Source organism: Stenotrophomonas maltophilia (genome assembly GCF_006970445.1).
GTDB classification, from domain to species: Bacteria; Pseudomonadota; Gammaproteobacteria; order Xanthomonadales; family Xanthomonadaceae; genus Stenotrophomonas; species Stenotrophomonas maltophilia_AU.
Genome location: NZ_CP033877.1, coordinates 293,177 through 314,713 on the forward strand (window position 1 = coordinate 293,177; position 21,537 = coordinate 314,713).

25 protein-coding genes and 1 tRNA gene are annotated in these 21,537 nt (G+C 66.9%); 18 read left to right on the plus strand and 8 right to left on the minus strand.

All coding sequences use genetic code 11. The annotated features are described in order from the left end of the window. Positions 1–150: 150 nt before the first annotated feature. From EGM71_RS01245 to EGM71_RS01275, 7 genes are all read left to right on the plus strand, one after another. Positions 151–1,605: a SulP family inorganic anion transporter gene (locus tag EGM71_RS01245; RefSeq protein ID WP_188487240.1), complete on the plus strand. Its 1,455-nt coding sequence runs from the start codon at positions 151–153 to the stop codon at positions 1,603–1,605. A gap of 155 nt (positions 1,606–1,760) precedes the next feature. Beyond that, positions 1,761–2,354 (plus strand): lysozyme inhibitor LprI family protein, encoded by a 594-nt coding sequence (locus tag EGM71_RS01250; protein WP_188487242.1) that lies wholly within the window; start codon positions 1,761–1,763, stop codon positions 2,352–2,354. 25 nt (positions 2,355–2,379) lie between these two features. After that, positions 2,380–4,776 carry a peptidoglycan-binding protein gene (locus EGM71_RS01255; RefSeq protein ID WP_188487244.1) on the plus strand — a complete coding sequence of 799 codons (2,397 nt, stop codon included), beginning with the start codon at positions 2,380–2,382 and terminating at the stop codon, positions 4,774–4,776. Positions 4,777–4,865: 89 nt separating this feature from the next. After that, positions 4,866–5,897, plus strand: a complete 1,032-nt coding sequence (dusA, locus tag EGM71_RS01260; protein WP_188487246.1) for a tRNA dihydrouridine(20/20a) synthase DusA — start codon at positions 4,866–4,868, stop codon at positions 5,895–5,897. Positions 5,898–6,109: 212 nt separating this feature from the next. Then, positions 6,110–6,484 carry a hypothetical protein gene (locus EGM71_RS01265; protein ID WP_010487000.1) on the plus strand — a complete coding sequence of 125 codons (375 nt, stop codon included), beginning with the start codon at positions 6,110–6,112 and terminating at the stop codon, positions 6,482–6,484. Between the two features lie 73 nt (positions 6,485–6,557). Further along, a complete protein-coding gene (locus EGM71_RS01270; RefSeq protein WP_004136763.1) occupies positions 6,558–7,241 on the plus strand; it encodes a response regulator transcription factor in 684 nt (227 codons plus the stop codon). 25 nt (positions 7,242–7,266) lie between these two features. Further along, complete coding sequence (locus EGM71_RS01275) at positions 7,267–8,691, plus strand: ATP-binding protein (RefSeq protein WP_188487248.1); 1,425 nt, start codon at positions 7,267–7,269, stop codon at positions 8,689–8,691. 127 nt (positions 8,692–8,818) lie between these two features. Here EGM71_RS01275 and EGM71_RS01280 read toward each other — a convergent pair whose 3' ends face one another. Next, a complete protein-coding gene (locus EGM71_RS01280; RefSeq protein WP_188487250.1) occupies positions 8,819–9,610 on the minus strand; it encodes a zinc-dependent peptidase in 792 nt (263 codons plus the stop codon). Then, on the minus strand, positions 9,577–9,855 hold the full coding sequence (locus tag EGM71_RS01285; protein WP_188487251.1) for a hypothetical protein: 279 nt from the start codon (positions 9,853–9,855) through the stop codon (positions 9,577–9,579). Before EGM71_RS01285 ends, EGM71_RS01280 begins: the two co-directional genes overlap by 34 nt. A 144-nt stretch (positions 9,856–9,999) precedes the next feature. Here EGM71_RS01285 and birA point away from each other — a divergent pair, with 144 nt between their 5' ends. The 4 genes from birA to EGM71_RS01305 all read left to right on the plus strand — a co-directional run bounded on the left by birA (position 10,000) and on the right by EGM71_RS01305 (position 12,676). Beyond that, positions 10,000–10,968, plus strand: a complete 969-nt coding sequence (birA, locus tag EGM71_RS01290) for a bifunctional biotin--[acetyl-CoA-carboxylase] ligase/biotin operon repressor BirA (protein ID WP_188487253.1) — start codon at positions 10,000–10,002, stop codon at positions 10,966–10,968. Next, complete coding sequence (locus tag EGM71_RS01295) at positions 10,965–11,696, plus strand: type III pantothenate kinase (protein ID WP_188487255.1); 732 nt, start codon at positions 10,965–10,967, stop codon at positions 11,694–11,696. The genes birA and EGM71_RS01295 overlap by 4 nt, the downstream gene beginning before the upstream one ends. A gap of 9 nt (positions 11,697–11,705) precedes the next feature. After that, entirely contained in the window at positions 11,706–12,560 is an 855-nt protein-coding gene (locus EGM71_RS01300; RefSeq protein WP_188487257.1) for an SPOR domain-containing protein, read from the plus strand. A 40-nt stretch (positions 12,561–12,600) separates the two neighbouring features. Further along, positions 12,601–12,676: transfer RNA gene (locus EGM71_RS01305), tRNA-Thr, on the plus strand. A gap of 134 nt (positions 12,677–12,810) precedes the next feature. On the opposite strand, the gene EGM71_RS01310 is transcribed toward EGM71_RS01305, so the two are convergent. Continuing rightward, on the minus strand, positions 12,811–13,233 hold the full coding sequence (locus EGM71_RS01310) for a hypothetical protein (protein ID WP_188487258.1): 423 nt from the start codon (positions 13,231–13,233) through the stop codon (positions 12,811–12,813). A gap of 333 nt (positions 13,234–13,566) precedes the next feature. On the opposite strand from EGM71_RS01310, the gene EGM71_RS20925 reads away from it, so the two are divergent. Continuing rightward, complete coding sequence (locus EGM71_RS20925) at positions 13,567–13,653, plus strand: hypothetical protein (RefSeq protein ID WP_430544079.1); 87 nt, start codon at positions 13,567–13,569, stop codon at positions 13,651–13,653. Between the two features lie 57 nt (positions 13,654–13,710). Here EGM71_RS20925 and EGM71_RS01315 read toward each other — a convergent pair whose 3' ends face one another. Both EGM71_RS01315 and EGM71_RS01320 read right to left on the minus strand, forming a co-directional pair. Beyond that, positions 13,711–14,034: a hypothetical protein gene (locus EGM71_RS01315; protein WP_188487260.1), complete on the minus strand. Its 324-nt coding sequence runs from the start codon at positions 14,032–14,034 to the stop codon at positions 13,711–13,713. A gap of 80 nt (positions 14,035–14,114) precedes the next feature. Then, a complete protein-coding gene (locus EGM71_RS01320; RefSeq protein ID WP_188487262.1) occupies positions 14,115–14,522 on the minus strand; it encodes a hypothetical protein in 408 nt (135 codons plus the stop codon). Between the two features lie 599 nt (positions 14,523–15,121). On the opposite strand from EGM71_RS01320, the gene EGM71_RS01325 reads away from it, so the two are divergent. Next, positions 15,122–15,892 (plus strand): DUF3011 domain-containing protein, encoded by a 771-nt coding sequence (locus EGM71_RS01325; RefSeq protein ID WP_014035653.1) that lies wholly within the window; start codon positions 15,122–15,124, stop codon positions 15,890–15,892. A 24-nt stretch (positions 15,893–15,916) separates the two neighbouring features. Here the strand turns inward: EGM71_RS01325 and EGM71_RS01330 are convergent, their stop codons facing one another. Both EGM71_RS01330 and EGM71_RS01335 read right to left on the minus strand, forming a co-directional pair. Then, complete coding sequence (locus EGM71_RS01330; RefSeq protein ID WP_188487264.1) at positions 15,917–16,264, minus strand: hypothetical protein; 348 nt, start codon at positions 16,262–16,264, stop codon at positions 15,917–15,919. An 88-nt stretch (positions 16,265–16,352) separates the two neighbouring features. After that, a complete protein-coding gene (locus EGM71_RS01335) occupies positions 16,353–16,802 on the minus strand; it encodes a hypothetical protein (protein WP_188487265.1) in 450 nt (149 codons plus the stop codon). Positions 16,803–17,077: 275 nt separating this feature from the next. Here EGM71_RS01335 and rocF point away from each other — a divergent pair, with 275 nt between their 5' ends. The 3 genes from rocF to EGM71_RS01350 all read left to right on the plus strand — a co-directional run bounded on the left by rocF (position 17,078) and on the right by EGM71_RS01350 (position 18,722). Further along, positions 17,078–17,998 (plus strand): arginase, encoded by a 921-nt coding sequence (gene rocF / locus EGM71_RS01340; RefSeq protein ID WP_004153767.1) that lies wholly within the window; start codon positions 17,078–17,080, stop codon positions 17,996–17,998. A gap of 162 nt (positions 17,999–18,160) precedes the next feature. Then, positions 18,161–18,298: an entericidin A/B family lipoprotein gene (locus EGM71_RS01345; RefSeq protein WP_008266021.1), complete on the plus strand. Its 138-nt coding sequence runs from the start codon at positions 18,161–18,163 to the stop codon at positions 18,296–18,298. A gap of 202 nt (positions 18,299–18,500) precedes the next feature. Next, entirely contained in the window at positions 18,501–18,722 is a 222-nt protein-coding gene (locus EGM71_RS01350; RefSeq protein WP_004137109.1) for a CsbD family protein, read from the plus strand. 73 nt (positions 18,723–18,795) lie between these two features. Here the strand turns inward: EGM71_RS01350 and EGM71_RS01355 are convergent, their stop codons facing one another. After that, on the minus strand, positions 18,796–19,599 hold the full coding sequence (locus EGM71_RS01355; protein ID WP_188487267.1) for a hypothetical protein: 804 nt from the start codon (positions 19,597–19,599) through the stop codon (positions 18,796–18,798). A 108-nt stretch (positions 19,600–19,707) separates the two neighbouring features. On the opposite strand from EGM71_RS01355, the gene EGM71_RS01360 reads away from it, so the two are divergent. Both EGM71_RS01360 and EGM71_RS01365 read left to right on the plus strand, forming a co-directional pair. Further along, complete coding sequence (locus tag EGM71_RS01360; RefSeq protein ID WP_188487269.1) at positions 19,708–21,000, plus strand: tryptophan--tRNA ligase; 1,293 nt, start codon at positions 19,708–19,710, stop codon at positions 20,998–21,000. Between the two features lie 166 nt (positions 21,001–21,166). Then, the gene (locus tag EGM71_RS01365) at positions 21,167–21,463 is read left to right on the plus strand and encodes a hypothetical protein (RefSeq protein WP_188487271.1); all 297 of its coding nucleotides are present in this window, start codon (positions 21,167–21,169) and stop codon (positions 21,461–21,463) included. Positions 21,464–21,537: the final 74 nt, after the last annotated feature.

Below are 21,537 nucleotides of genomic sequence, written 5' to 3' on the forward strand. Positions count from 1 at the left end.
GCCCCTCCCACGCTCCCCGACGACGCACTGCAGTGATCACGCCACCCTGACCTTTGCCGCACATCGGCAGCCGGCCCGCCCGGCTCAGGAACCCGTGTCTTTCCACTGCAGCGCCATGCGGCCACGCCCGCGTGTGCGCGGAGTTTTCCCATGCAAACGTCCTACCCCCTGCGCCAGCAATGGCTTGGCAACATCCGTGGTGATCTGCTGTCCGGCATGGTCGTCGCCCTGGCCCTGATTCCCGAGGCCATCGCCTTCTCGCTCATCGCCGGCGTCGACCCGAAGGTCGGCCTGTACGCCGCGTTCTCCATCGCGGTCGTCACCGCCATTGCCGGTGGCCGCCCGGGCATGATCTCCGCCGCCACCGGCGCGATGGCGCTGGTGATGGTCGACCTGGTCAAGGACCACGGCCTGCAGTACCTGTTCGCCGCCAGCATCCTGGCTGGCCTGCTGCAGGTGCTGGCCGGCGTGTTCAAGCTTGGCTCGCTGATGCGATTCGTCTCGCGCTCGGTCATCACCGGCTTCGTCAACGCGTTGGCGATCCTGATCTTCCTGGCGCAGATGCCCGAGCTGATCGGCCGTGGTCCCACGGTCTACGTGCTGTGTGCCGCCGCCCTGGCGATCATCTACCTGCTGCCGCGCCTCACCCGCGCGGTGCCTTCGCCGCTGGTGGCGATCGTCGTGCTTACTGCCGTGGTGATCGGGTTTGGTGTGGACGTGCGCAGCGTCGGCGACATGGGCCAGCTGCCCGACAGCCTGCCGCAGTTCCTCATCCCCGATGTGCCGCTCACCTGGGAGACCTTGCGCATCCTGCTGCCGGTGTCGGCCACGCTGGCCGTGGTTGGCCTGCTCGAATCGATGATGACCCTGCAGATCGTCGAGGACATCACTGAGACGCCCAGCGAGCGCAACCGCGAATGCATCGGCCAGGGCGTGGCCAACACGGTCACCGGTTTCCTCGGCGGCATGGCGGGCTGCGCGATGATCGGCCAGTCGGTCATCAACGTGACGTCCGGTGGCCGTGGCCGCCTGTCCTGCCTGGTGGCCGGCGTGCTGCTGCTGGTGCTTGTGGTGTACGGCAGTGACCTGGTGCGGCAGATCCCGATGGCCGCGCTGGTGGCGGTGATGATCATGGTCAGCATCGGCACCTTCAGCTGGCGCTCGCTGCGCGACCTGCGCACGCATCCGCGCAGTTCCTCGACCGTGATGCTGCTGACCGTGGTGGTCACCGTGGCCACCCACGACCTGGCCAAGGGCGTGCTCAGTGGCGTGCTGCTGTCGGCGCTGTTCTTCGCTCGCAAGGTTGGCCGCATGCTGGATGTGCAGCGCGAGGACGCCGGAGACACGCAGGTCTACCGCGTACGCGGGCAGGTGTTCTTCGCGTCCGCCGGCCAGCTGGGCGCCGCGTTCGACTACCAGCACGTGGCGCCGAAGGTGCAGATTGACCTGCGTGACGCCCATCTGTGGGACCTGACGGCGGTGGCCGCGCTGGAACGCGCGCAGGGAAAGCTGGCCGCGCATGGTGCCGAGGTGACGGTGGTGGGCCTGAATGTGGCCAGCCAGACGTTGATCGAACAGGTGGGCGGGCGCGCGGGTGGGCATTGAGGTTTACGCGTCCTGCTTCTGCGACGACGTGCACGCATTCTGAATCCAGTCAGGCATCTGAAATCCACGCTCGCGTAGCATGCGTTTCGTGATGGGGCCGATGGACGGCCCCGCGTTGACGGGCCACGCGCCTGGATGCCAAGGAGATGCAAGCAATGCAGGGAACGAACCACCTTCCAGCGGCCCCCCGTGAAACGTTCGGCAAGGCCGGGGCCATCGCGCTTGCGCTGGCCTTTGGCCTCAGCCTGGCGGCATGCCAGGCCAAGAGCCCGGAGGCGGATACGGCAGCTGCCCCCGCGGCCGCCGCGCCGGCCACTGCATCGCCGCCCGCCACTGCAGAGCCTGCACGCGCCGCACCTGCCACGACGGCGGCCGATGCTGATGACCAGGACATGCCGCCGCAGCGCCCGGATGATTCCTACAACAAGGCGACGTTGCGGCCGCAGTACGCCGCGTGCGTGAAATCCAGCGGCGGCGAGACACCGGCACTGCAGGCGTGTGGTGATGACGAGCTTGCCTGGCAGGAGCAGCGGCTCGAGCAGGCGTTCACCCGGATCGTCGACGGTCCCGACGGCAAGGACAAGGACAGGCTGATGGACGAGCAGGCCGCCTACATGTCCGATACCAATCGCTACTGCAGCTGGAACCCTGCCGAAGACGGGCAGGGGCAGATGCTGGACGCGCAGTCCTGCCGGATCAATCGCACGGCCAACCGTGCCGATGTGCTGCAGGCACTGACCTCGAAGTAATTCCCCCGCAAAGGAGTGCAGGAAAATGGATGTTGTGACCCAGGCAAAGCAGGCAATGGACAGCTGGCATCGCGGCCAGACGTCGGCGCATTTCGAAACCGGAGGTCGCGGCCCCGGCCACGTTTCCACTGGCAGGGGCGACCATGGCGGCGTGTCGTATGGCAGTTACCAGTACGCCACCAACGTTGGCGGCGTGGACGAATACGTCGCCGCCTCGCGCTATGGCAGCCGCTTCAACGGCCTGCAGGCAGGAACCCCGGCCTTCACCGAACGCTGGAAGGAAGTGGCGGCCGCCGACCCGGCAGGGTTTGCCAGGGACCAGCACGACTTCATCCAGCACAAGTACTACGACGTGCAGATGGGCCGCCTGAAGGATGTGGGCATCGATCTCTCCGGCCGTGGTGCGGCCGTGCAGGATGCGCTGTGGAGTACCTCGGTGCAGTACCGCGGCATGACCCGGTCGGTGTTCCAGAAGGGCCTGCAGCAGGCCTATGGCGAAGACTTCAAGCTGACTGAGCTGAGTGACGAGCAGATCGTCCGCGCGGTGCAGGACTACAAGCACGCCAATGTGCAGGTGCACTTCCAGAGCTCACCCACCCTGTGGGATTCGTTGCGTGATCGTGCGCTCACCGAGAAGACCGCACTGGTCGGGCTGGCGCGCTACGACCAGGTCAACCACAACCCCGAGGCTTACCGGGGCAAGGATTACCAGCAGGCGTTCGGTGAACCTGAGCCCAGCCAGCGTGGCCAGCGTGCGGCCGCATCGGCGATGGCCGACGGCGTGCTGGCACCCGGCGAGCGCGGTACCGAGGTCCAGGCCCTGCAGGCCAAGCTGATCCAGGCCGGCCATACCGGCCGCAACGGGCAACCTCTGACCGCCGATAGCCACTACGGTGCCAATACCGAGCATGCAGTGCGCGAGTTCCAGCAGGCGCATGGGCTGACCGTTGATGGCAAGGCCGGTCGGCTGACCCTGCAGGCCCTGGATACGGCGGTACGCGAGCACACGCCGGCGCAGCCTGTGGCACCGGCCACGCCTGCTGCGGCACCCGCACCCGCACCCGCGACTGCGCGCGAACCCGATGCCGCCGCCGCGCCCGGTGGCCAGCGCATCGTCGTGGTCGAACCCTTCGGCAACGGCAGCAGCAACCGCACACTGCGTCATGGCACCAGTGGCGAGGATGCCTACCGCGAACTGAAGATCCATCACCCGAACACCAACGCCGAGGCCGTGCGCACCGGCAATGCCGCCAAGGCTGACCGCCCGTCGGCAATGGTCGAGGGCGAGCTGGAAACGGTACGGACCCGCGGCGATCGCAACGGCATTCCGCTGGTGCACAAGGATCTGATCCTGAGCAATCCGCGCGGCGACCGTGAAGTGATGATTCCCAATCCCGTCGCAGGGTACGTGCAGGTCAACAACGACAAGTGGAACTCCGTCAGCATCTGGAGCCATCCGGCCGGGCATCCGCAGCGTGAACTGGTCGGGCAGGTGCTGCACGGTGCGCGTGGAACCACCCCCTACAAGACTGGTGATTTCGTCGAGTACGGTGCTCCGTTGATCCGCCAGTCCGATGCCGGTACCCCGGGTGCCGTGCACGCGCATATCGAGCTCGAGCCCGATCAGTACCGCAGGTTCCTGGGCGACATGCTCAACGACCGCATCACCCTGGGCGGCAAGGTGCAGGCACAGGGCCCGGAGGCCGCGCAGGCGGCACGCAGTGCACAGCAGGCGCCGATGGCCGATGGCGTGCTGAAGCAGGGCGAGCGCGGCGATGAGGTCAAGGCCTTGCAGGGCAAGCTGGCGGCGCTGGGCTATGCCGGGGCCGATGGCAAGCCGCTGCACGCCGATGGTGTGTATGGCAAGGACACGCTCGCAGCGGTCAAGCAGTTCCAGGCCAACAACGGCCTGGACGACGATGGCAAGGCGGGCCGCAAGACCCTGGCGCAGGTCGATGCCCCCAACGCGGTGAAGGCCGGTACCGCGCCGGCGGCACCGGCCCGGGTCGAACCTGCAGCGCCGGCCAGCATGCGCGACGCCGGGCATGCCGACAACGCGCGCTTCGATCAGGCGCTGGGCAAGCTGCAGGCGCTGGAGCAGCAGCGTGCCCAGGCCGGGCTGAAGCCGCTGTTCGACAACCCGCAGGAGGCCGAGCGGGCAGCCGGCCAGCTGGCCTACGAAAGCAAGGTGTCGGGCATGCGCCAGATCGACCACGTGGTGGCCCGCCCCGACGGCACCGGCCTGTTCGCGGTGCAGGGCGAGCTGGGGGATCCGGCGGCGCAGCGGACCTTCGTCGACCGCCAGCAGGCGGTGTCGCACTCGGTCGAGGCCAGCAGCCGGCAGAGTGAAGCGCTGGACAGTCAGTTCAACCAGCGTGCGCAGGAACAGCAGCAGGAACAGGTGCGCAACCGCGGGTTGTAAGCCACGCGGCATCCCGGGGCCGGTCGAGCGGCCCCGGATCCACCCGCCGCCATTCAGCCGTCCGGTGTAAACTATTGATCTCACTGGCAATGCCAGTCTCCACGATCAACACCCCGATGACGTCCGCCACCGCCCGTTACGCCGATTCCCTGCGCCTGTCCGTTGCCCCGATGATGGACTGGACCGATCGCCATTGCCGCGTGTTCCATCGCGTGCTGGCACCGGGTGTGCGCCTGTACACGGAAATGGTGCATGCCAACGCGGTCATCCACGGTGACCGCGAGCGCCTGCTCGGCTTCGACCGCAGCGAGCAGCCGCTTGCGCTGCAGCTGGGGGGCAGCGATCCCGCGCTGCTGGCGCAGGCTGCGCGCATCGCCGCCGAGTGGGGCTACGACGAGGTCAACCTCAACTGCGGCTGCCCGTCCGACCGCGTGCAGGCCGGGCGCTTCGGCGCCTGCCTGATGCGCGAGCCGGTACTGGTGGCCGAGTGCGTGGCGGCAATGGTCGACGCGGTCGAGATCCCGGTGACGGTGAAGTGCCGCCTGGGCGTGGACGAGGACAACGACTACGACGTGTTTGCCGCCTTCGTCGACCGCCAGGTTGCCGCCGGTGCCGCGATGGTGGTGGTGCACGCGCGCAACGCGTGGCTGAAGGGCCTGTCGCCGAAGGAGAACCGCGAGGTTCCGCCGCTGAAGTACGACTGGGCTTACCGCCTGAAGCAGGAGCGCCCGGCGCTGCCGGTGGTGCTCAACGGGGGCCTGGCCAGCATCGAGGCGGTGCAGGCGCAGGCCGCGCACGTCGATGGCGTGATGCTGGGCCGCGCGGCCTACCACGACCCCTACCTGCTGCATCAGCTGGAGGCGCTGCACACCGGCGCCCCGCTGCAGGCCCGCGGTGACCTGCTGCGCGCGCTGCGCCCCTACGTGGAAGCGCGCCTGGGCGAAGGCCTGGCGCTGAAGCACATCACCCGCCACCTGCTCGGCCTGTTCCACGGCCAGCCCGGTGGTCGCGCATTCCGCCAGGTACTGAGCGAGGGCGCACACCGCCCGGGTGCCGATTGGAGCCTGGTCGAGCAGGCGCTGGCGATGACCGAACGCGACGCCGATCGCGTCGCAGCGTGACGCCCGTCACATTCCTGACTTGACAAGGGACGGCGATTCGTCCCGAATGTTCACTTAGCTGAACGACGCGGGCGCAGGGCCGGAAAAGTTCAGACCGGATTCACCGCTGTAAACCAAGAATTTGCAAAAGATTTGTAAAACGCTGGGTTTCGAACCCGGCGCCCGATTTACGACTTTTGAACGAATCGCCGTGCTCGGCTAGGATCGCATCGATGTCTTCCGCTCCCTTCCATCGCCGCATTGCTCTGGCCACCTGCGTGGTCCTGTCGGCTGTGCCGCTGTCGTCGGCGCTGGCACAGCAGCCGCCGCGTGGCGAGCAGGCGCGGGCGGAGATGATGGAGCGGGGCGAGCGCGGCAACCGTGGCGACGAGCGTTCGCTGTCCGATGCCGTGCGCCGCGTGCAGCGCACCACCGGCGGCCACATCCTCGGCGCCGAGCGCGTGCCGTTCGATGGTCGTGATATCAACCGGGTGAAGTACATGGACGACCGGGGCCGGGTCCGCTACATGGATGACCCCGCCCCGTCGCGTTCACAGCCGCGCACGCCGCGGTCGGATATGTCATCACTACGCGGCGATAACCCCTGAACAGGGATAGTTGTCGCTATCAACCCGTACCCCACAGGCCTCCGGGCCACACCCAGGACACTAGGGAGAGTTCATGCGTATCCTTCTGGTCGAAGACGAAGCCCCGCTGCGTGAGACCCTGGCAGCCCGGCTCAAGCGCGAAGGCTTTGCCGTCGATGCTGCGCAGGACGGCGAGGAAGGCCTCTATATGGGGCGCGAAGTTCCGTTCGATGTCGGCATCATCGACCTCGGCCTGCCCAAGATGTCGGGCATGGAGCTGATCAAGGCCCTGCGTGACGAAGGCAAGAAGTTCCCGGTGCTGATCCTGACTGCGCGTTCGAGCTGGCAGGACAAGGTCGAGGGCCTGAAGCAGGGCGCCGACGATTACCTGGTCAAGCCGTTCCACGTCGAAGAGCTGCTGGCCCGCGTCAACGCGCTGCTGCGCCGCGCCGCCGGCTGGAGCAAGCCGACCCTGGAATGCGGCCCGGTCGCCCTGGACCTGGCTGCCCAGACCGTCAGCGTGGCCGGCAGCAATGTCGACCTGACCAGCTACGAGTACAAGGTGCTGGAGTACCTGATGATGCATGCCGGTGAACTGGTCTCCAAGGCCGACCTCACCGAGCACATCTACCAGCAGGACTTCGACCGCGACTCGAACGTGCTGGAAGTGTTCATCGGCCGCCTGCGCAAGAAGCTGGACCCGGATGGCGAACTGAAGCCGATCGAGACCGTGCGCGGTCGCGGCTACCGTTTCGCGATCCCGCGCAACGAGGGCTGAGCCGGCTCACCCTGGCGATAACACGATGTCCGGCCGTCTGTGGTTCTTCCGACGCTGGCGGCCGCGCTCACTGCAGGCGCGCCAGATGCTCGCCGCGTCCGTGGGCTTGGTTGCGTTCCTGGCCCTGGCCGGTTACGCGCTCGACGCCGCCTTCGCCGATACGGCGAAGGCGAACCTGCGTGAGCGCCTGAAGAACTACGCCACGTCCTACGCGGCCGGCATCGACTTCACCCGCGACCGCTCGCTGTACATCCGCGAGCAGCCGCCGGATTCGCGCTTCGACGTGCCGGGCAGTGGCCTGTACCTGCAGGTGGTGATGCCGCACGGCAAGGGCAATTCGATGTCCGCAGAAGGCCCCATGCTGCCCACCGTCGGTGGCGGCCTGCTGGCGCCGCGCCAGGAAGTGTTCGAAGGCCCGCTGCCGATGATCCAGATCGATGGCAGCCAGGGCTCGGTCTACCGCTATGGCCTGGGCCTGGTGTGGGGCGCCGACGCCGATCCCGCCACCGAATTCCCGTACACCATCTACGTGATGGAAGACTCGCGCGCGCTGGGTGCGCAGCTGCGCGTGTTCCGTGGCCGCGTCTGGTTCTACCTGGGCGGCATCGGCCTGATCCTGCTGCTGCTGCAGACCGTCATCCTGCAGTGGAGCCTGCGTCCGCTGCGCCGCGTGATCACCGAACTGACCAAGGTGCAGCGCGGCGAGACCGAGCGCATGAGCGAGCGCCACCCGCGCGAGCTGGAACCGCTGACCGACAGCATCAACGCCTTCATCGAAAGCGAGCGCGAGAACCTCGAGCGCCAGCGCAACACCCTGGCCGACCTGGCGCACAGCCTGAAGACGCCGATCGCGGTGCTGCGCACGCAGATGGACAGCGGCGCCGACGACAGCGCGCTGCGCGAAGAACTGGACGTGCAGCTGCAACGCATGAACAACCTGGTCTCGTACCAGCTGGCACGCGCGGCGTCGTCGGGCCACAAGCTGTTCTCCGCGCCGCTGCCGATCGAGTCCAATGCCGAGGAGATCGTGCGTGGCCTGGAAAAGGTCTACGCCTCCAAGGGCGTGCTGTGCGAATTCGATATCGACCCGGCGGCACGCTTCCACGGCGAACCGGGCGACCTGCAGGAACTGCTCGGCAACCTGCTGGAGAACGCCTTCAAATGGGCCAACCGCCGCGTGCTGCTGACCGCGCAGCCGCTGCCGGCCCCGAACGCGCGCCGCGCCGGCCTGCTGCTGGCGGTGGACGACGATGGCCCGGGCATTGCCCCGGACGATATCGGCAAGGTGCTGCAGCGTGGCGTGCGTGGCGACGAGCGCGTGCAGGGCCATGGCATCGGCCTGTCGATCGTGCAGGACCTGATCAAGGATTACCGCGGCGAACTGACCGTGGGCCGTTCCGCCGAACTGGGCGGCGCCCGCTTCGAAGTGCGTTTGCCGCCGGGGCCGTAAGCCGCGCGTTCCCGTCCGCCGGGTATCGCCTGGCGCAACAACGCGTGATGTTCCGGTAGTGCCGGCCGCTGGCCGGCAACCTCATGATCTTCGGTAGCCTTGCGTGGTTGCCGGCCAGCGGCCGGCACTACCGTATTTCGATCTTGGGCGGCTCGCCGTAGAACCGCCGCAGCTGTGCGGCCACCTCCGGCAACGCCTGCTGCAGCAGATCCGGCGCCGAGAAGTGGTACTCGCTGGCCACCGCGAAGAACTCTTCCGGCGCCTCGGCCGCGTACGGATCGATCAGCGTCTCTTCGCCTGCGTCCACCTGCGCACAGAAGGCGTCGTAGGCGCGCTGGAACGTGGCGGCCCACTCGCGCTGCCATTCGCGCGGCAGCGGCGGTGTGCCGTCCATCGCGCCATCCAGCGCATCCAGCTTGTGCACCATCTCGTGCACCGCCACGCAGTAGCCCTCGTGCGGCGCGGCCAGGTCGGCCTGCACGTCGGCCCAGGACAGGATCAACGGACCGCTGTCCCACGATTCGCCGATCAGCTCGTCATCCCACTCGTGCAGCACGCCGGCCGCATCCATGTGGCTGCGGTGCACGCGGAAGGCATCGGGGTAGACGATCAGCTGCGACCAGCCTTCCAGACCCACCTCGCCGAACTCCAGCAGCGGCAGGCAGCACAGTGCCGCCAGCAGCACGCCGTCGCCGGCCTGCAGCTGCAGCTCGCCGATCGGGGTAATGGTCTTCTCATGCAGGAAGCGCGTGGCCAGCACGCGCAGACGCGCGCGGCGCTTGTCGTCCAGGCCGTGCAGCCAGGCCGCGCGGCGGCAGGCCTCTTCCCAAAGTGCATCGTCGATCGGCCGCGGCGCAGGCCGCAGCCACTGCAGCAACGACTTGATCAGCGGAACATTCCCGGCAGGTAGCTGTGCCACTTCGGCGCGCGGATGCGCGGCAGCATGTCGTCGTCGCTGCCACCGCCGCCGGTGGTGGTGCTGGCCGCCGGGCGTACCGGTGCCGCCTTGGTGCTGGCGGCCGACGCGGTTGCGGTCGGCGCGCGCTGCGAGGCGGCATCACCGTTGGAGGACACGCAGGCGCCGCGGCTGTCGTCCAGCGCTGCCGTCGCAGACGCCGCGAAGGGCATCATCAGCAGGATCAGGCAATGGGCATAACGGCGCATTGACGACATCCACGTTAAGGGAGGGTGAGTTCCCGATTCTAGCCCGAACCCGGCGCCCCGTTGGAAGCCCCTGCGGAACCCAGCGTGGCGGGCGTCGCTGGCGGCTTTCCCGCATAATTCCTTCCTGACTTCGTGGAAGCTGCCGTGGACGATCGCCAATTACTGGCCAAACTCGCTGCCGGTCGCCTGTCCGGCGACGCCCTGGCCCGTGAGCTGGGCCAGACCCGGGCGGCTATTTGGAAGCGTATTCAAGGGCTTAGGGCCGCCGGTGTGGACATTGAGGGCCGCGCTGGCGAAGGCTATGGGCTCACCCGCCCGGTCGACCTGCTGGACCCGGCCGCGATCCGCGCCGGCCTGCCTGCCGACGCACAGGCCCTGCTGCACGACCTGCAGGTGGCCTGGACAGTGGACTCCACCAACGCCGAATTGCTGCGGTGCAGCGCGCCCCAGCGCGGGGTCAGCGTCCTGCTGGCCGAGCGCCAGACCGGTGGCCGCGGCCGTCGTGGCCGTACCTGGGCCTCGCCGCTGGCCGCGCATATCTACCTGTCGGTGATGCGCCTGTACTCCGGTGGCCTCGGCCGCCTGGCCGGGCTGAGCCTGGTGGCCGGCATCGCCGTGGCCGAAGCGCTGCACGATCTGGGCTATACCCAGGCGCAGCTGAAGTGGCCAAACGACCTGATCGTCGATGGCAAGCGCAAGCTGGTCGGCCTGCTCGCTGAAGGTGGTGGCGAATACGCCGGCCCGGCGCGCGCGGTGATCGGCATCGGCATCAACACGCACATGCCGCCGTCGTTCGCCGAGCAGATCACCCAGCCGTGGGTGGACCTGGACACGCTGGCCGGCAAGCCGGTGGACCGCAACGTGGTCGTTGCTGCCGTGCTGACGCGCCTGCTGCCGGCGCTGGAAGAATTCGATCGCGAAGGCCTCGCTCCGTTCCTGCCGCGCTACGCCGCCTTCGACATGCTGGCCGGCCGCGAAGTACGCGTGGAACTGGAAGGGCAGTGGCAGCACGGTACCGCGCTTGGCCTGGCCGATGACGGCGCACTGCGCGTGCGCATCGATGGCCAGGAACGCCTGCTGCACGCCGGCGAAGTCAGCGTGAGGGCGGCATGAGCGATTGGTTGTTCGACCTCGGCAACTCGCGCTTCAAGTTCGCGCCGTTGCAGGGCGACCGTGCCGGTGACGTGCAGGCCTGGGCGCATGGCGCCGAAGGCATGGCCGGGCAGCCGCCGCACAGCCTGCCCAGCGGCCGCACCGCGTTCGTGGCCAGCGTGGCCGCCCCCTCGTTGACCAGCGCCATGCTGGACCAGCTGCAGCGCCGCTTCGAAAACGTGCATGTCGTGCGCACCAGCGCCGAATGCGCCGGTGTGCGCATTGCCTATGCCAAGCCGGAAAAGTTCGGCGTCGATCGTTTCCTGGCCCTGCTGGCCGCGGCCAAGGCGCAGCGCCCGGTGCTGGTGGTCGGCGTGGGCACCGCACTGACGATTGATCTGCTCGACGCCGACGGCCGGCATCATGGTGGTCGCATCTCCGCTTCGCCCACCACCATGCGCGAAGCACTGCATGCCCGCGCGGTGCAGCTGCCGGCTACCGGCGGCGACTACAGCGAGTTCGCCAACGACACCGCCGATGCGCTGGCCTCCGGCTGCGATGGCGCTGCGGTGGCGTTGATCGAACGCAGCGCACAGCAGGCGCACACGCTGCTGGGTGTAGCGCCGTCGCTGCTGGTGCACGGTGGCGGCGCACCGGCGCTGATGCCGCTGCTGCCCGGCGCCGACTACCACCCCTCGCTGGTGCTGGATGGCCTCGCCCGCTGGGCGGTGCACCAGCCCGCAGGCTAGTATCCGCGCATGCTGACCCGTGCCCTGATCGTCGTACTGGCCATTCTCAATCTTGGCGTCGCCTGCTGGTGGCTGCTGCGCGATGCACCGCAGCCGCCCGCGCCTGCGCCGCAACCGGCTGGCGTCGCCGAGCTGCGCTGGGTACCCGGTGGCGTGGATGCCAATGCCGCAGCCGAGGCATCCGCCGCCGCCCCGACTGCACCGCTGATGGAGCGCGAACCGGCCGCGAAGACCGCAGTGGCTGCGACGCCTGCACCCGCGCCGGCCTTGCCGGCCAAGCCGGACATTCCCAAGCCGCAGGTGGCTGACGCTACGCCGGTTGCTGCCGCTGCCAAGCCGGTAACACCGCCTGCACCCGTTCCAGCACCGGAAAAGCCCGTAACCCCGCCCGCGGCCGCCGAGCCGCCGCGCTGCGTCGCACTGGGCCCGTTCGCCGACCGCGCCGCCGCGAGCAGCGCGCAGGGCAAGGCCGGCACGCTGCTCAGCCAGGTGCGCCTGCGCGAACAGCCCGCTGCCAGCGGCAGTGCCCGTTACCGGGTGATGCTGCCGGCCGCCGCCAACCGCGACGATGCGCAGGCCACGGTAAAGCGCATCGTTGCCGCCGGCCTGAGCGACTACTACATCATCAGCCAGGGCGAGGACATCAACGCCGTGGCGCTGGGCCAGTACCGCAACCGCGAAGGCGCCGAGCGGCGCATGGCGGCGGTGCAGGCCGCCGGCTTCCAGCCGCGCCTGGTCGCCAGCGGCGATGCCGGCCAATGGTGGCTGGAAGGGCAGCTGGCGGCGGGCACGCAGTCGGCCCAGGCCCAGCAGCGCAGCGGGGCGGCACAGAGCCGGTCGCTGGAATGCACGCGGTTGCGCTAGAATCCCCGGACCGCGGCGCTGCCGCCGGTGCACCACCCATGCCGCTTTAGCTCAGTTGGTAGAGCAACTGTCTTGTAAACAGTAGGTCATCCGTTCGATTCGGATAAGCGGCACCACTCGGGAAGCGCCGAAACGCCTTGAAAACAGGGCTTTCAATGAAAAGGGCCAGCGCGGTGCGCTGGCCTTTTTTGCGTCTGCCGGGAAAATTTCCGGGAAAATCAGCGAACCTTCTGGGGGTGTCACTGCCCCTTCATTCTTCCGGGCGTGGATCCGGCTGCTGGCCTGCGGCAAAGAGACTGAGAAGTCGCAGGGCGCGCGCATCCCCAGCGGCAACCTCCACCGAGGTCAGTCCTAAATTGCCAATCTCCCGTGCAGCTTTGTAATCACCAAGTAGATAGGCGATTCGAAGAAAGGCGATGCCTTCGACCAGGTTTGGCTGACTCTTCTCAAGATACGAATCTGACATTGCATAGAATGCGTAAGTATTTCCAGACATCGTCTGATCTCGAAGAATTGCCTGCCCTTCGAAGAAATTTCTTTCCAGAGATATCTTCTTTCCGAGTACAACTGCTGCGGTCGGGTTTCCTGCTTTGTATTCGTGTTCCAGTTCGGATGGCGACATTGCGCCCAGGCGATCTATTTCCATCTGAGTCGGATATTTGTGCTTTGCCATCCATGCTGCTTCAGCCTCTGACTTTGCCTCCAGCGGCCCGGTTGTGAAGCAATCTTTCCTGCATATGTACGCCGAAAGGTCTTCCTTCGCCGGCGATAGGGCTGGGCGCGGTGAAGTGGGGGGCGTTCTGGTCTCCAGGCTTTCCTCTGTCGCCGATCTGGTTGCAACTGTGGAATCGGGGGAGGCTGTCTGCTCGGTATCCTTGGAGCATCCGCCGAGCAAGGTGGCCAGTAGCAATCCCGAGTAAAATATCCCTGATTTCATCAATTCGCTCCGCAACTGTTCGCTTGCAATGCAACCCACCACGAGGAGCGCGAGAGCCTGTATTGCGCCCTGTCCGGCGAGCGAAGCCCCGATTTCGCGACCATCCCGAAGGTGACCCGTGCACTGGGCGTGCGATTGCACGTCAGCGCTGTGTGAGGCATCGGGGCACTGCGCTCAATCTCGACCACGTCAGGAGGTCTGGCGCGAGCACGTTCAATCAAACCGGATGATGCGGATCAACCCCCTGGTCAATGATCCATCTCCGAAGGCGGCCAGCGTGCCACAGGGGAAGGCCTCCTTCGCACCTTCGTAATTGATGAATGAGATTGTGCAGTTTGTCCGCGTTCCGGGACGGATCCGGGTGATGGCTCTGTCATTCAAGGCGAAGCTGTACCACATGAGTTCAGGGCTTATGGAAAGCGCCATGGGGCGTGCGGTGGAGGCGATCATCTCGGCAACAGCGCCGCCGCGCGAATCCACTTCGTCCAGCCGCAGCTCAACGAGGACAGGTTTCAGGTTTGGGTAGGGTGTGCTCATTCCAGCAGCGGGTCTGCCTGATTCGCTAGCCGGGGTTGCGACGCGCTGAACCTGCACGCAAGGGATCTCAACGTTCCGCATTATTGAGCCCCGCCCACCTGCAATGCCACATACTCCGCCAGCCCCCGGCAGGCCAGCATCAGCCCTTCGCGCGTGCCATCGCCGATATCGTCTTTCTCTTCGCCGTCCACGCGCACACGCTCGGCGGCGTGGTACAGCTCCAACAGCGACACCAGACCCACCGCGGCGCGATCCCGGCGTGCGGCGGCCACGGCATGGCCGGGTGTGCTGGCCGGCCCTTGCCACGTCTGTCCGTCGGCGGCATCACCGGCGCGGATGCGCTGTAGGCAGCCGGGAAGATTGATCGGTGCGGGCGCTTCGTTCGCAGCGGCAAAAGCAGCTTCCAACGGCTGCGCCAGTTCGGGCGGCAGGCGCAGGGCGGCCTCGCCCAGGGTGGCGGTCAGGTACGGGTGGAGGGTTCTGGACATGCGGGCATCCTCGTCAGGAACAGAGGTGCCACCGGAGAAGGGTGGCGGGCGATACGTGGTTTCCAATCCCGGGACTGAATGAGCCGGTGGGCACGAGGCCCCCACGCACCGCCCACCGTCGATCGGCGAACGGATTGCCAGCCGGCGCCGCTTTTGAGAAGTCGACGCCGGCTGGCAAGCGTATACAGCTTTCAGTCTTCGGGTTGGAAATCCCGGCCACCCCGCTGAAGGTGGCAATTCATCATGCGCACGCGAAATCACTGCCTGCCAGTCGTTTGTTTCGATGGCATCGGGTGATCTGAGAGGAAGAATGAATTATCGCGTTTGGCCTGTTTCGAGCAGTGCAATGCCAGATGCGACATATCGCGCAGTGCCGTCATCATCGGCAATCAGGGCCGCGCCCTCGTGGTGACACGGCTCACTCCGGCGTGCGAAGTAAAGCTGACTTAACAGGTTCGGCAAGGCACCAAGGCCACGATATCAGACCTGAAAGCCACAGCGCGCGCCGTCCGGATCTTGATATTCCTCACGGACAGCGAGCAACGCCCCATCGCATACTGCGGCCACACGCCCGCCTCGGGCCGCTTCGGGATCCGCCAATGCGTCGCCACGCCCTGCCGCTCACCGTCGCCCTGCTTTCCGCCGTGTTCGCAGCTCCGGCCATGGCGGCCGTGCCGTTCTTCAACGCCAGCTGCCCGGGCGGCATCGATGTGCACGCCGACGAGGGTGGGCCGGTCTACGTGCAGGGCCGCGAGACGGTGCTGAAGCGCTTCAACGACCGCTATTTCGAAGCACGCGACGCCAACAACGGCATCACCCTGTCGATCAGCCGCCACGATGGCGGCACGCCGCAGGTCAGCTACACCGGCCGTGGGGGCGCCAATGGCATTTGCCAGGTCAGTACCCGCGGCACGCCCGCGCCCGCTGCAGATGGCGCACACCCCCGCGAGGGTGCTACCGGCGATGCCGCGCTACCGCGCGAAGTCACCTGCGAATCCACGGGCCAGCAGCAGGTGTCGTGCGATCTGAACACCCGTGGCAACGTCGAAATCGTGCGCCAGCTCAGCCGCACCCGCTGTGAGGAAGGCAAGAACTGGGGGCTGGCGCGGCATTCGGTGTGGGTCAACGGCGGCTGCCGCGCGGTGTTCCGCAACGTGTCCTCGGTGACTACCCCCGCACCGGCAGGCGATACCGCGCTGGGCTCCTGCAATATGCGCAAGGGCGCGCAGGGCACGCTGGTGACCCAGATGCCGGTAGGCAGCGATTACCAGGAACTCATCATCGACTATCCCGAAGGCCGCTTCCTGTGCATGATGCGCAACAACGGCCAGGTGCAGAGCATGACGCCGGTTCGCCGCCGCGGCGGTTGAGTTCGCTGCGGGCAGGGACCTCCGTCAGCCGCCTGATGTCCGCAGCAGCACCCATGCCAGCATCAGCGCGAACACGCCAATGACGGTCAGGCCGAACCACAGCGCGGCCACCTCAACGTCGCCGATCAACGCCGCCAGCATACGGTCCAGTTCGCTTGTCAGGATCGGATACTCAGCGTGTGCCTTGCGCAGACGCTGCCAACCGAACGCCAAGAACGCCAGAAGCGAGAATGGCGTCAGCAGCAGCGTCGCCTGCATCAGCCAGCCGTTCGGCGACGCATCGATCGAGCTGCTCAACAGAACCGCAAAGAAAGCGATGGGAAGCGCGCCGATGAAGAAGCGTGGCCAGGCGGTGTTGATGAAGGGCGACATCACAATCTTCCATGAAGGGCGGCAGGTCCGTGCGGCATCATGCCATGCCGTTTCACTGCTGCACCGCCGTGGCACGCCAGGGCGGAGGTCAGCGCGGGTTTTCCGGGTCATTGCCCTTCTTGTAGGTGTACCCGGTGACATCCCAGCCGCCGCCATGGCCGGACGAGGGTTCCACCCAGGTGAATTCCCATGTCTGCAGGGAGCCGTCGGGAAGCAGGTTTTCCACCCGGTAGATCTCACCGGGAATGCCCTGCTCCGGCAGCTTTCCGGGAATCGATCCGTCCGAGCGTGCAGACGCGCCCCCTACGGAGAACGCACGCCGTTCCACCTGTACGTTGCCGTAGCCCTGGGGGGCGAACGACGGCTTTACCCGCTGCGCCACCCAGTCGAGCACCTGGCGTGCGCCTTGCGTGTGCATTGCAAACGCATCGGAGGTCACCGTATGCGTGATGCGCTGGGAAGACGCACGGGCATCTGCCGCAACCAGTCCGCCCAGGGCAATCGCCAATACTGCACATCCAGTAAGTGCATGTTTCATGCGCGTCGTTCTCCGTTGTTGGGGAATTGAAGAGGCACCGTTGGGGTGCCGGCGCAGCGTGGAGACAATGGCCGCCGTGGATAAGAGGCGATACCGACCTGGCTGTGAGGTCGGTCAAGAAAGGTCGTATTCCTTACGGGCCAGCGCTGGGATGTCTGACCAGGAACGCCAGCGTGGCCCCGGTGTTCTGGATCACCGCCTGCTGCACCGCCGCGAGTGGTGTCACACAGCTCTGGCTAGACTGTGCTTCTTTTTCCCCACCGCAGGAGGCACCCATGGCCCATCCCATTTCCGTATCCCTGATTGGCGTTCCCACCGATGTCGGTGCGGGCCATCGCGGTGCACGGCTGGGGCCGGAAGCACTGCGCGTGGCGGGCCTGCCGGAGGCGCTGGAGGCGCGCGGCGTGGACGTGCGCGACCTGGGCAACCTGGATGGCCCGCGCAACCCGTGGACCGCGCCGGTGGAAGGCTACCGCCATCTGGATGAGGTGGTGGCGTGGAATCACGCACTGATGGAAGCCAGCTACGCCGAACTGCAGGCCGGGCGCATGCCGATCATGCTCGGCGGCGACCACTGCCTGGGCATCGGTTCGATCACCGCTGTCGCGCGCTGGTGCCGCGAGCAGGGCAAGACCCTGCGCGTGCTGTGGCTGGATGCGCATTCGGACTTCAACACCAGCGATGTGACCCCGTCGGGCAACATCCACGGCATGCCGGTGGCGTGCCTGTGTGGCCTCGGCCCGGACGCGCTGACCCGCCTGGGCGGCACGTCGCCGGCGATCACCCCGGCGCAGATGCACCAGATCGGCATCCGCTCGGTGGACCCGGAAGAGAAGCGCCTGATCAAGACCCACAAGGTCGATGTGTACGACATGCGCTACATCGACGAGAACGGCATGAAGCGCGCGGTGGAAGCAGCGCTGGCCGGCATCGACGAGAACACCCACCTGCATGTCAGCTTCGATGTGGACTTCCTCGACCCGAGCATCGCGCCGGGCGTGGGCACTACGGTGCCGGGCGGGGTGAACTACCGCGAGGCGCAGCTGGTGATGGAGATGATTGCCGACACCGGGCGCATGGGTTCGCTGGACATCGTCGAGCTCAACCCCTTGCTGGACAAGCAGAATGCCACCGCCGAACTGGCCGTGGACCTGGTGGAAAGCCTGTTTGGCAAGTCCACGCTGATGCGCGACTGAGCGCCCCTGCTGAACGGAATCTCGAACCGTTCACACCCGCTCCACGCCCCTGCCGCCAGATTGCACTTCACGCGGCGGCAGTGGGCATTGGTGCCCTCCCGCCGAGCGAAAGAATCCCATCCGCGAATGAAGCGGTATAGCGGCGAACCCAAGGAGAAGCCCATGAAGCGCGTAGTTGCCCTGATGCTGTTGTCGATGTTCTCGGTGGCCCTGCTGGCCGGTTGCAACACCATTGCCGGCGCCGGCAAGGACGTGCAGAAGGCGGGCGAAAAGGTTGAAGACACCGCCAAGGGTCGTTGAGCCCTGCACGCAACTGAAAGAGAAAAGGCCGGGGACATCCCCGGCCTTTTTTTGTGCGTGCGTTTCGCTGCGTCTGTCGAAGCGGAGTGAACCATTCAAGCACGTGAGCATGTATTTCATTGCCGGTTGACCGGCACTCAACAGCCGCTGCGCGAAGCTGGAACCACGGTAAGAACGCCGTTGCAACCAAGGACTCCCAGCAATGAACAAAGACATCATTTCCGGCAAGTGGTCGCAGCTGAAGGGCAAGGCCCAGGCCAAGTGGGGCGATCTGACCAACGACGATTTCGATGTGGCCGAAGGCAATGCCGAGTACCTGGCCGGCCGCCTGCAGGAACGTTATGGCTGGGCCAAGGACCGCGCCGAGAAGGAAGTCCGTGAGTTCCAGGACAGCGTGAGCAAGGATTATCCGGACTACAAGTAAGCGCTACGGTTTCCCCCACAGCACGACGCCCGCACCGTGAGGTTGCGGGCGTCGTGTTGTCTGGGCAGGACGATCAGCGCGCCGGCGGGTCCGGCACGTAGCGGTTGGGGAACGCCTGCGGTTCGCGCGGCAGGCGCGACGGCGAATCGACCAGGATGCCGCGCGCGCGCAGGTTGCGCGCGCTGTCGTAGCGCAGCTGCAGGACCTGGGCGGGGCTGCGGCTGGCGCGCTCGAAGTCGGTATCGCGTACCGAGGACTGCTCGCGTGCGCCGTGGCCGGTACCCAGTGCCGGCGCCTGCGACTTGCTGGCGTAACCCTCGATGCGGCTGGCACTGGCGTTGGCACTGGCATCGGCCGCAGCTTCGGCCGATGCCGGGGCGGGCAGGCCCCGACGCAGGATCGGCTCGGGGCGCCAGCGGCGCGCTTCCTCGAACACGGCCACGCCGATAACGCCAATGTTGTCCGGGCGGCCGGTGCGGCTGGCATAGCTGCTGCTGGGGCTGCTGAACACGAACTGCGCCACTTCGTCCTGGCTCTTGCGCCAGCCGGTGATGTCGGCGCGCTGGCCGGGATTGAGCACGTAGCCGGTCTGCGAAGGATCGGCATCCTCGCCAGAGATGGCGTTGACGCCGTCCACCGACAGCACCACCAGCACCCGGCGCGGGCTGTCGTTGTACAGGCGCACGGCGTAGCGGTGGCCGCGTTCGCCGGCCACCCAGCGCTGGCCTTCGGCCGGGTAGCTGCGCAGTTCGGTGCCGCGGTCGCGGTCGACCAGGGCCATGCGCACGGGGCCGCTGTCGTACACCGGCGGCGGCATCGGGGCCGGGCGGAAGCCGGCCAGGGGCAGGATCAGCAGCAGGGGCAGCAGGCGTTTCATCGGGCGTCTCCAGCGGGGTTGCGTGAATGAACGCGCCGCAGGCCCTGACGGGGTTGGTGGCGTGCAAGGTAAACTGGCCCCGTTCATCGAAGGTTACCCCACGCAGTCATGACGACCCGAGTCCTTACCGGCATCACCCCCTCCGGCACGCCCCACCTGGGCAACTACGTTGGCGCCATCCGTCCGGCCATCGCGGCCAGCCGCGCGCCGGGCATCGAGAGCTTCTTCTTCCTGGCCGACCTGCACAGCCTGATCAAGTCGCAGGACCCGCAGCGCACCCAGCGCGCGACCCTGGAGATCGCGGCCAGCTGGCTGGCCTGCGGCCTGGACCCGGAACACGTGTGGTTCTACCGCCAGAGCGACATCCGCGAGACCACCGAGCTGATGTGGTTCCTGACCGCCATCGCCAGCAAGGGCATCCTCAACCGCGCGCACGCCTACAAGGCGGCGGTGGACAAGAACCGCGAGGAAGGCGTGGACGAGGACGCTGGCGTCAGCGCCGGCCTGTTCATGTACCCGGTGCTGATGGCGGCCGACATCCTGATCTTCAAGGCCAACCAGGTACCGGTGGGCCGTGACCAGATCCAGCACATCGAGATGGCACGCGATTTCGCCCAGCGCTTCAACCACGTGTACGGCAAGGAGTACTTCCCGCTGCCGGACGTGGTGATCGACGAGCAGGTGGCGACGCTGGCGGGCCTGGATGGCCGCAAGATGAGCAAGAGCTACCACAACACCATTCCGCTGTTCGTGCCGCGCGAGGAGCTGAAGAAGCTGGTGTTCTCGATCCTGACCGACTCGCGCGCACCGGGTGAGCCGAAGGACACCGAGGGCTCGGCGCTGTTCCAGATGTACCAGGCGTTCGCTACCCCGGAACAGACTGCGGAATTCGCCAGGGCGTTCGCCGCCGGCATCAGCTGGGGCGATGCCAAGCAGCAGCTGTTCGAGCGCATCGACAGCGAGCTGTCGCCGCTGCGCGAGCGCTACAACGCGCTGATGGCCGAGCCGGAGAAGATCGAAGCGCTGCTCAAGCGCCGTGGCCAGCAGCTGCGCGAGCAGCTGGCGGCACCGCTGCTGGACGAGCTGCGCCATGCGGTGGGCCTGCGCGACCTGTCCACTGCGGGCGACATCGCCAGCGAGGACGCTGGCGTGGCCCGCGTGGCACCGCCGCTGTTCAAGCAGTACCGCGAAAAGGATGGCCGCTTCTACTTCAAGCTGACCGCCGGTGACGGCACGCTGCTGATCCAGAGCGAAGGCTTCGATTCGCCGCGCGATGCCGGCCAGTTGATTGCCGTGATCAAGCAGGCCGAGCAGGGCGACCAGCTGCAGAGCGAGCTGTTCAAGCTGGATGCCGAGGTGGACGCCGTGCTGGCCGCCCTGGCCGTGCTGCGCGCCGAGTAAAGGTAGTGCCGGCCGCTGGCCGGCATTTGCATAGGAAACGCCGGCCAGCGGCCGGCACTACCACGGCATTTGCATAGGGAATGCCGGCCAGCGGCCGACACGACCGCGGCACAGCGCCCATGGCATGATGTCCGCGCGCCTCCGGCGCGATGACATGGAGTCTGCGATGGCCTGGTTGTCGCTGCTGCTGTTCCTGCCTTGGTTCCTGCTGCTGGGCAGCCTGTACTGGCTGTTCCCGCGCCAGCCGCGCACCGCGCGGCGGCGCCTGTTCGATACCACCACGCTGGTGCTCGCATTCGCGCTGAGCATCGTGTCGATGCTGTGGGGCTACCGCATCGGCGTGGTGCAGCCCGGCGCCGGCCCGATCTGGCCGCAGGTGCTGGCGGTGCTGTATGCCTATGGCGCGTTCCTGGCGGTGCTGGTGCTGGCGTTGCTGCTGCGGCCGCGCTGGCTGGACCGGTAGTGCCGGCCGCTGGCCGGCAACTGCATTTTGTCGGCCAGCGGCCGGCACTACCCGACCAAAGCCGCATCGAATCC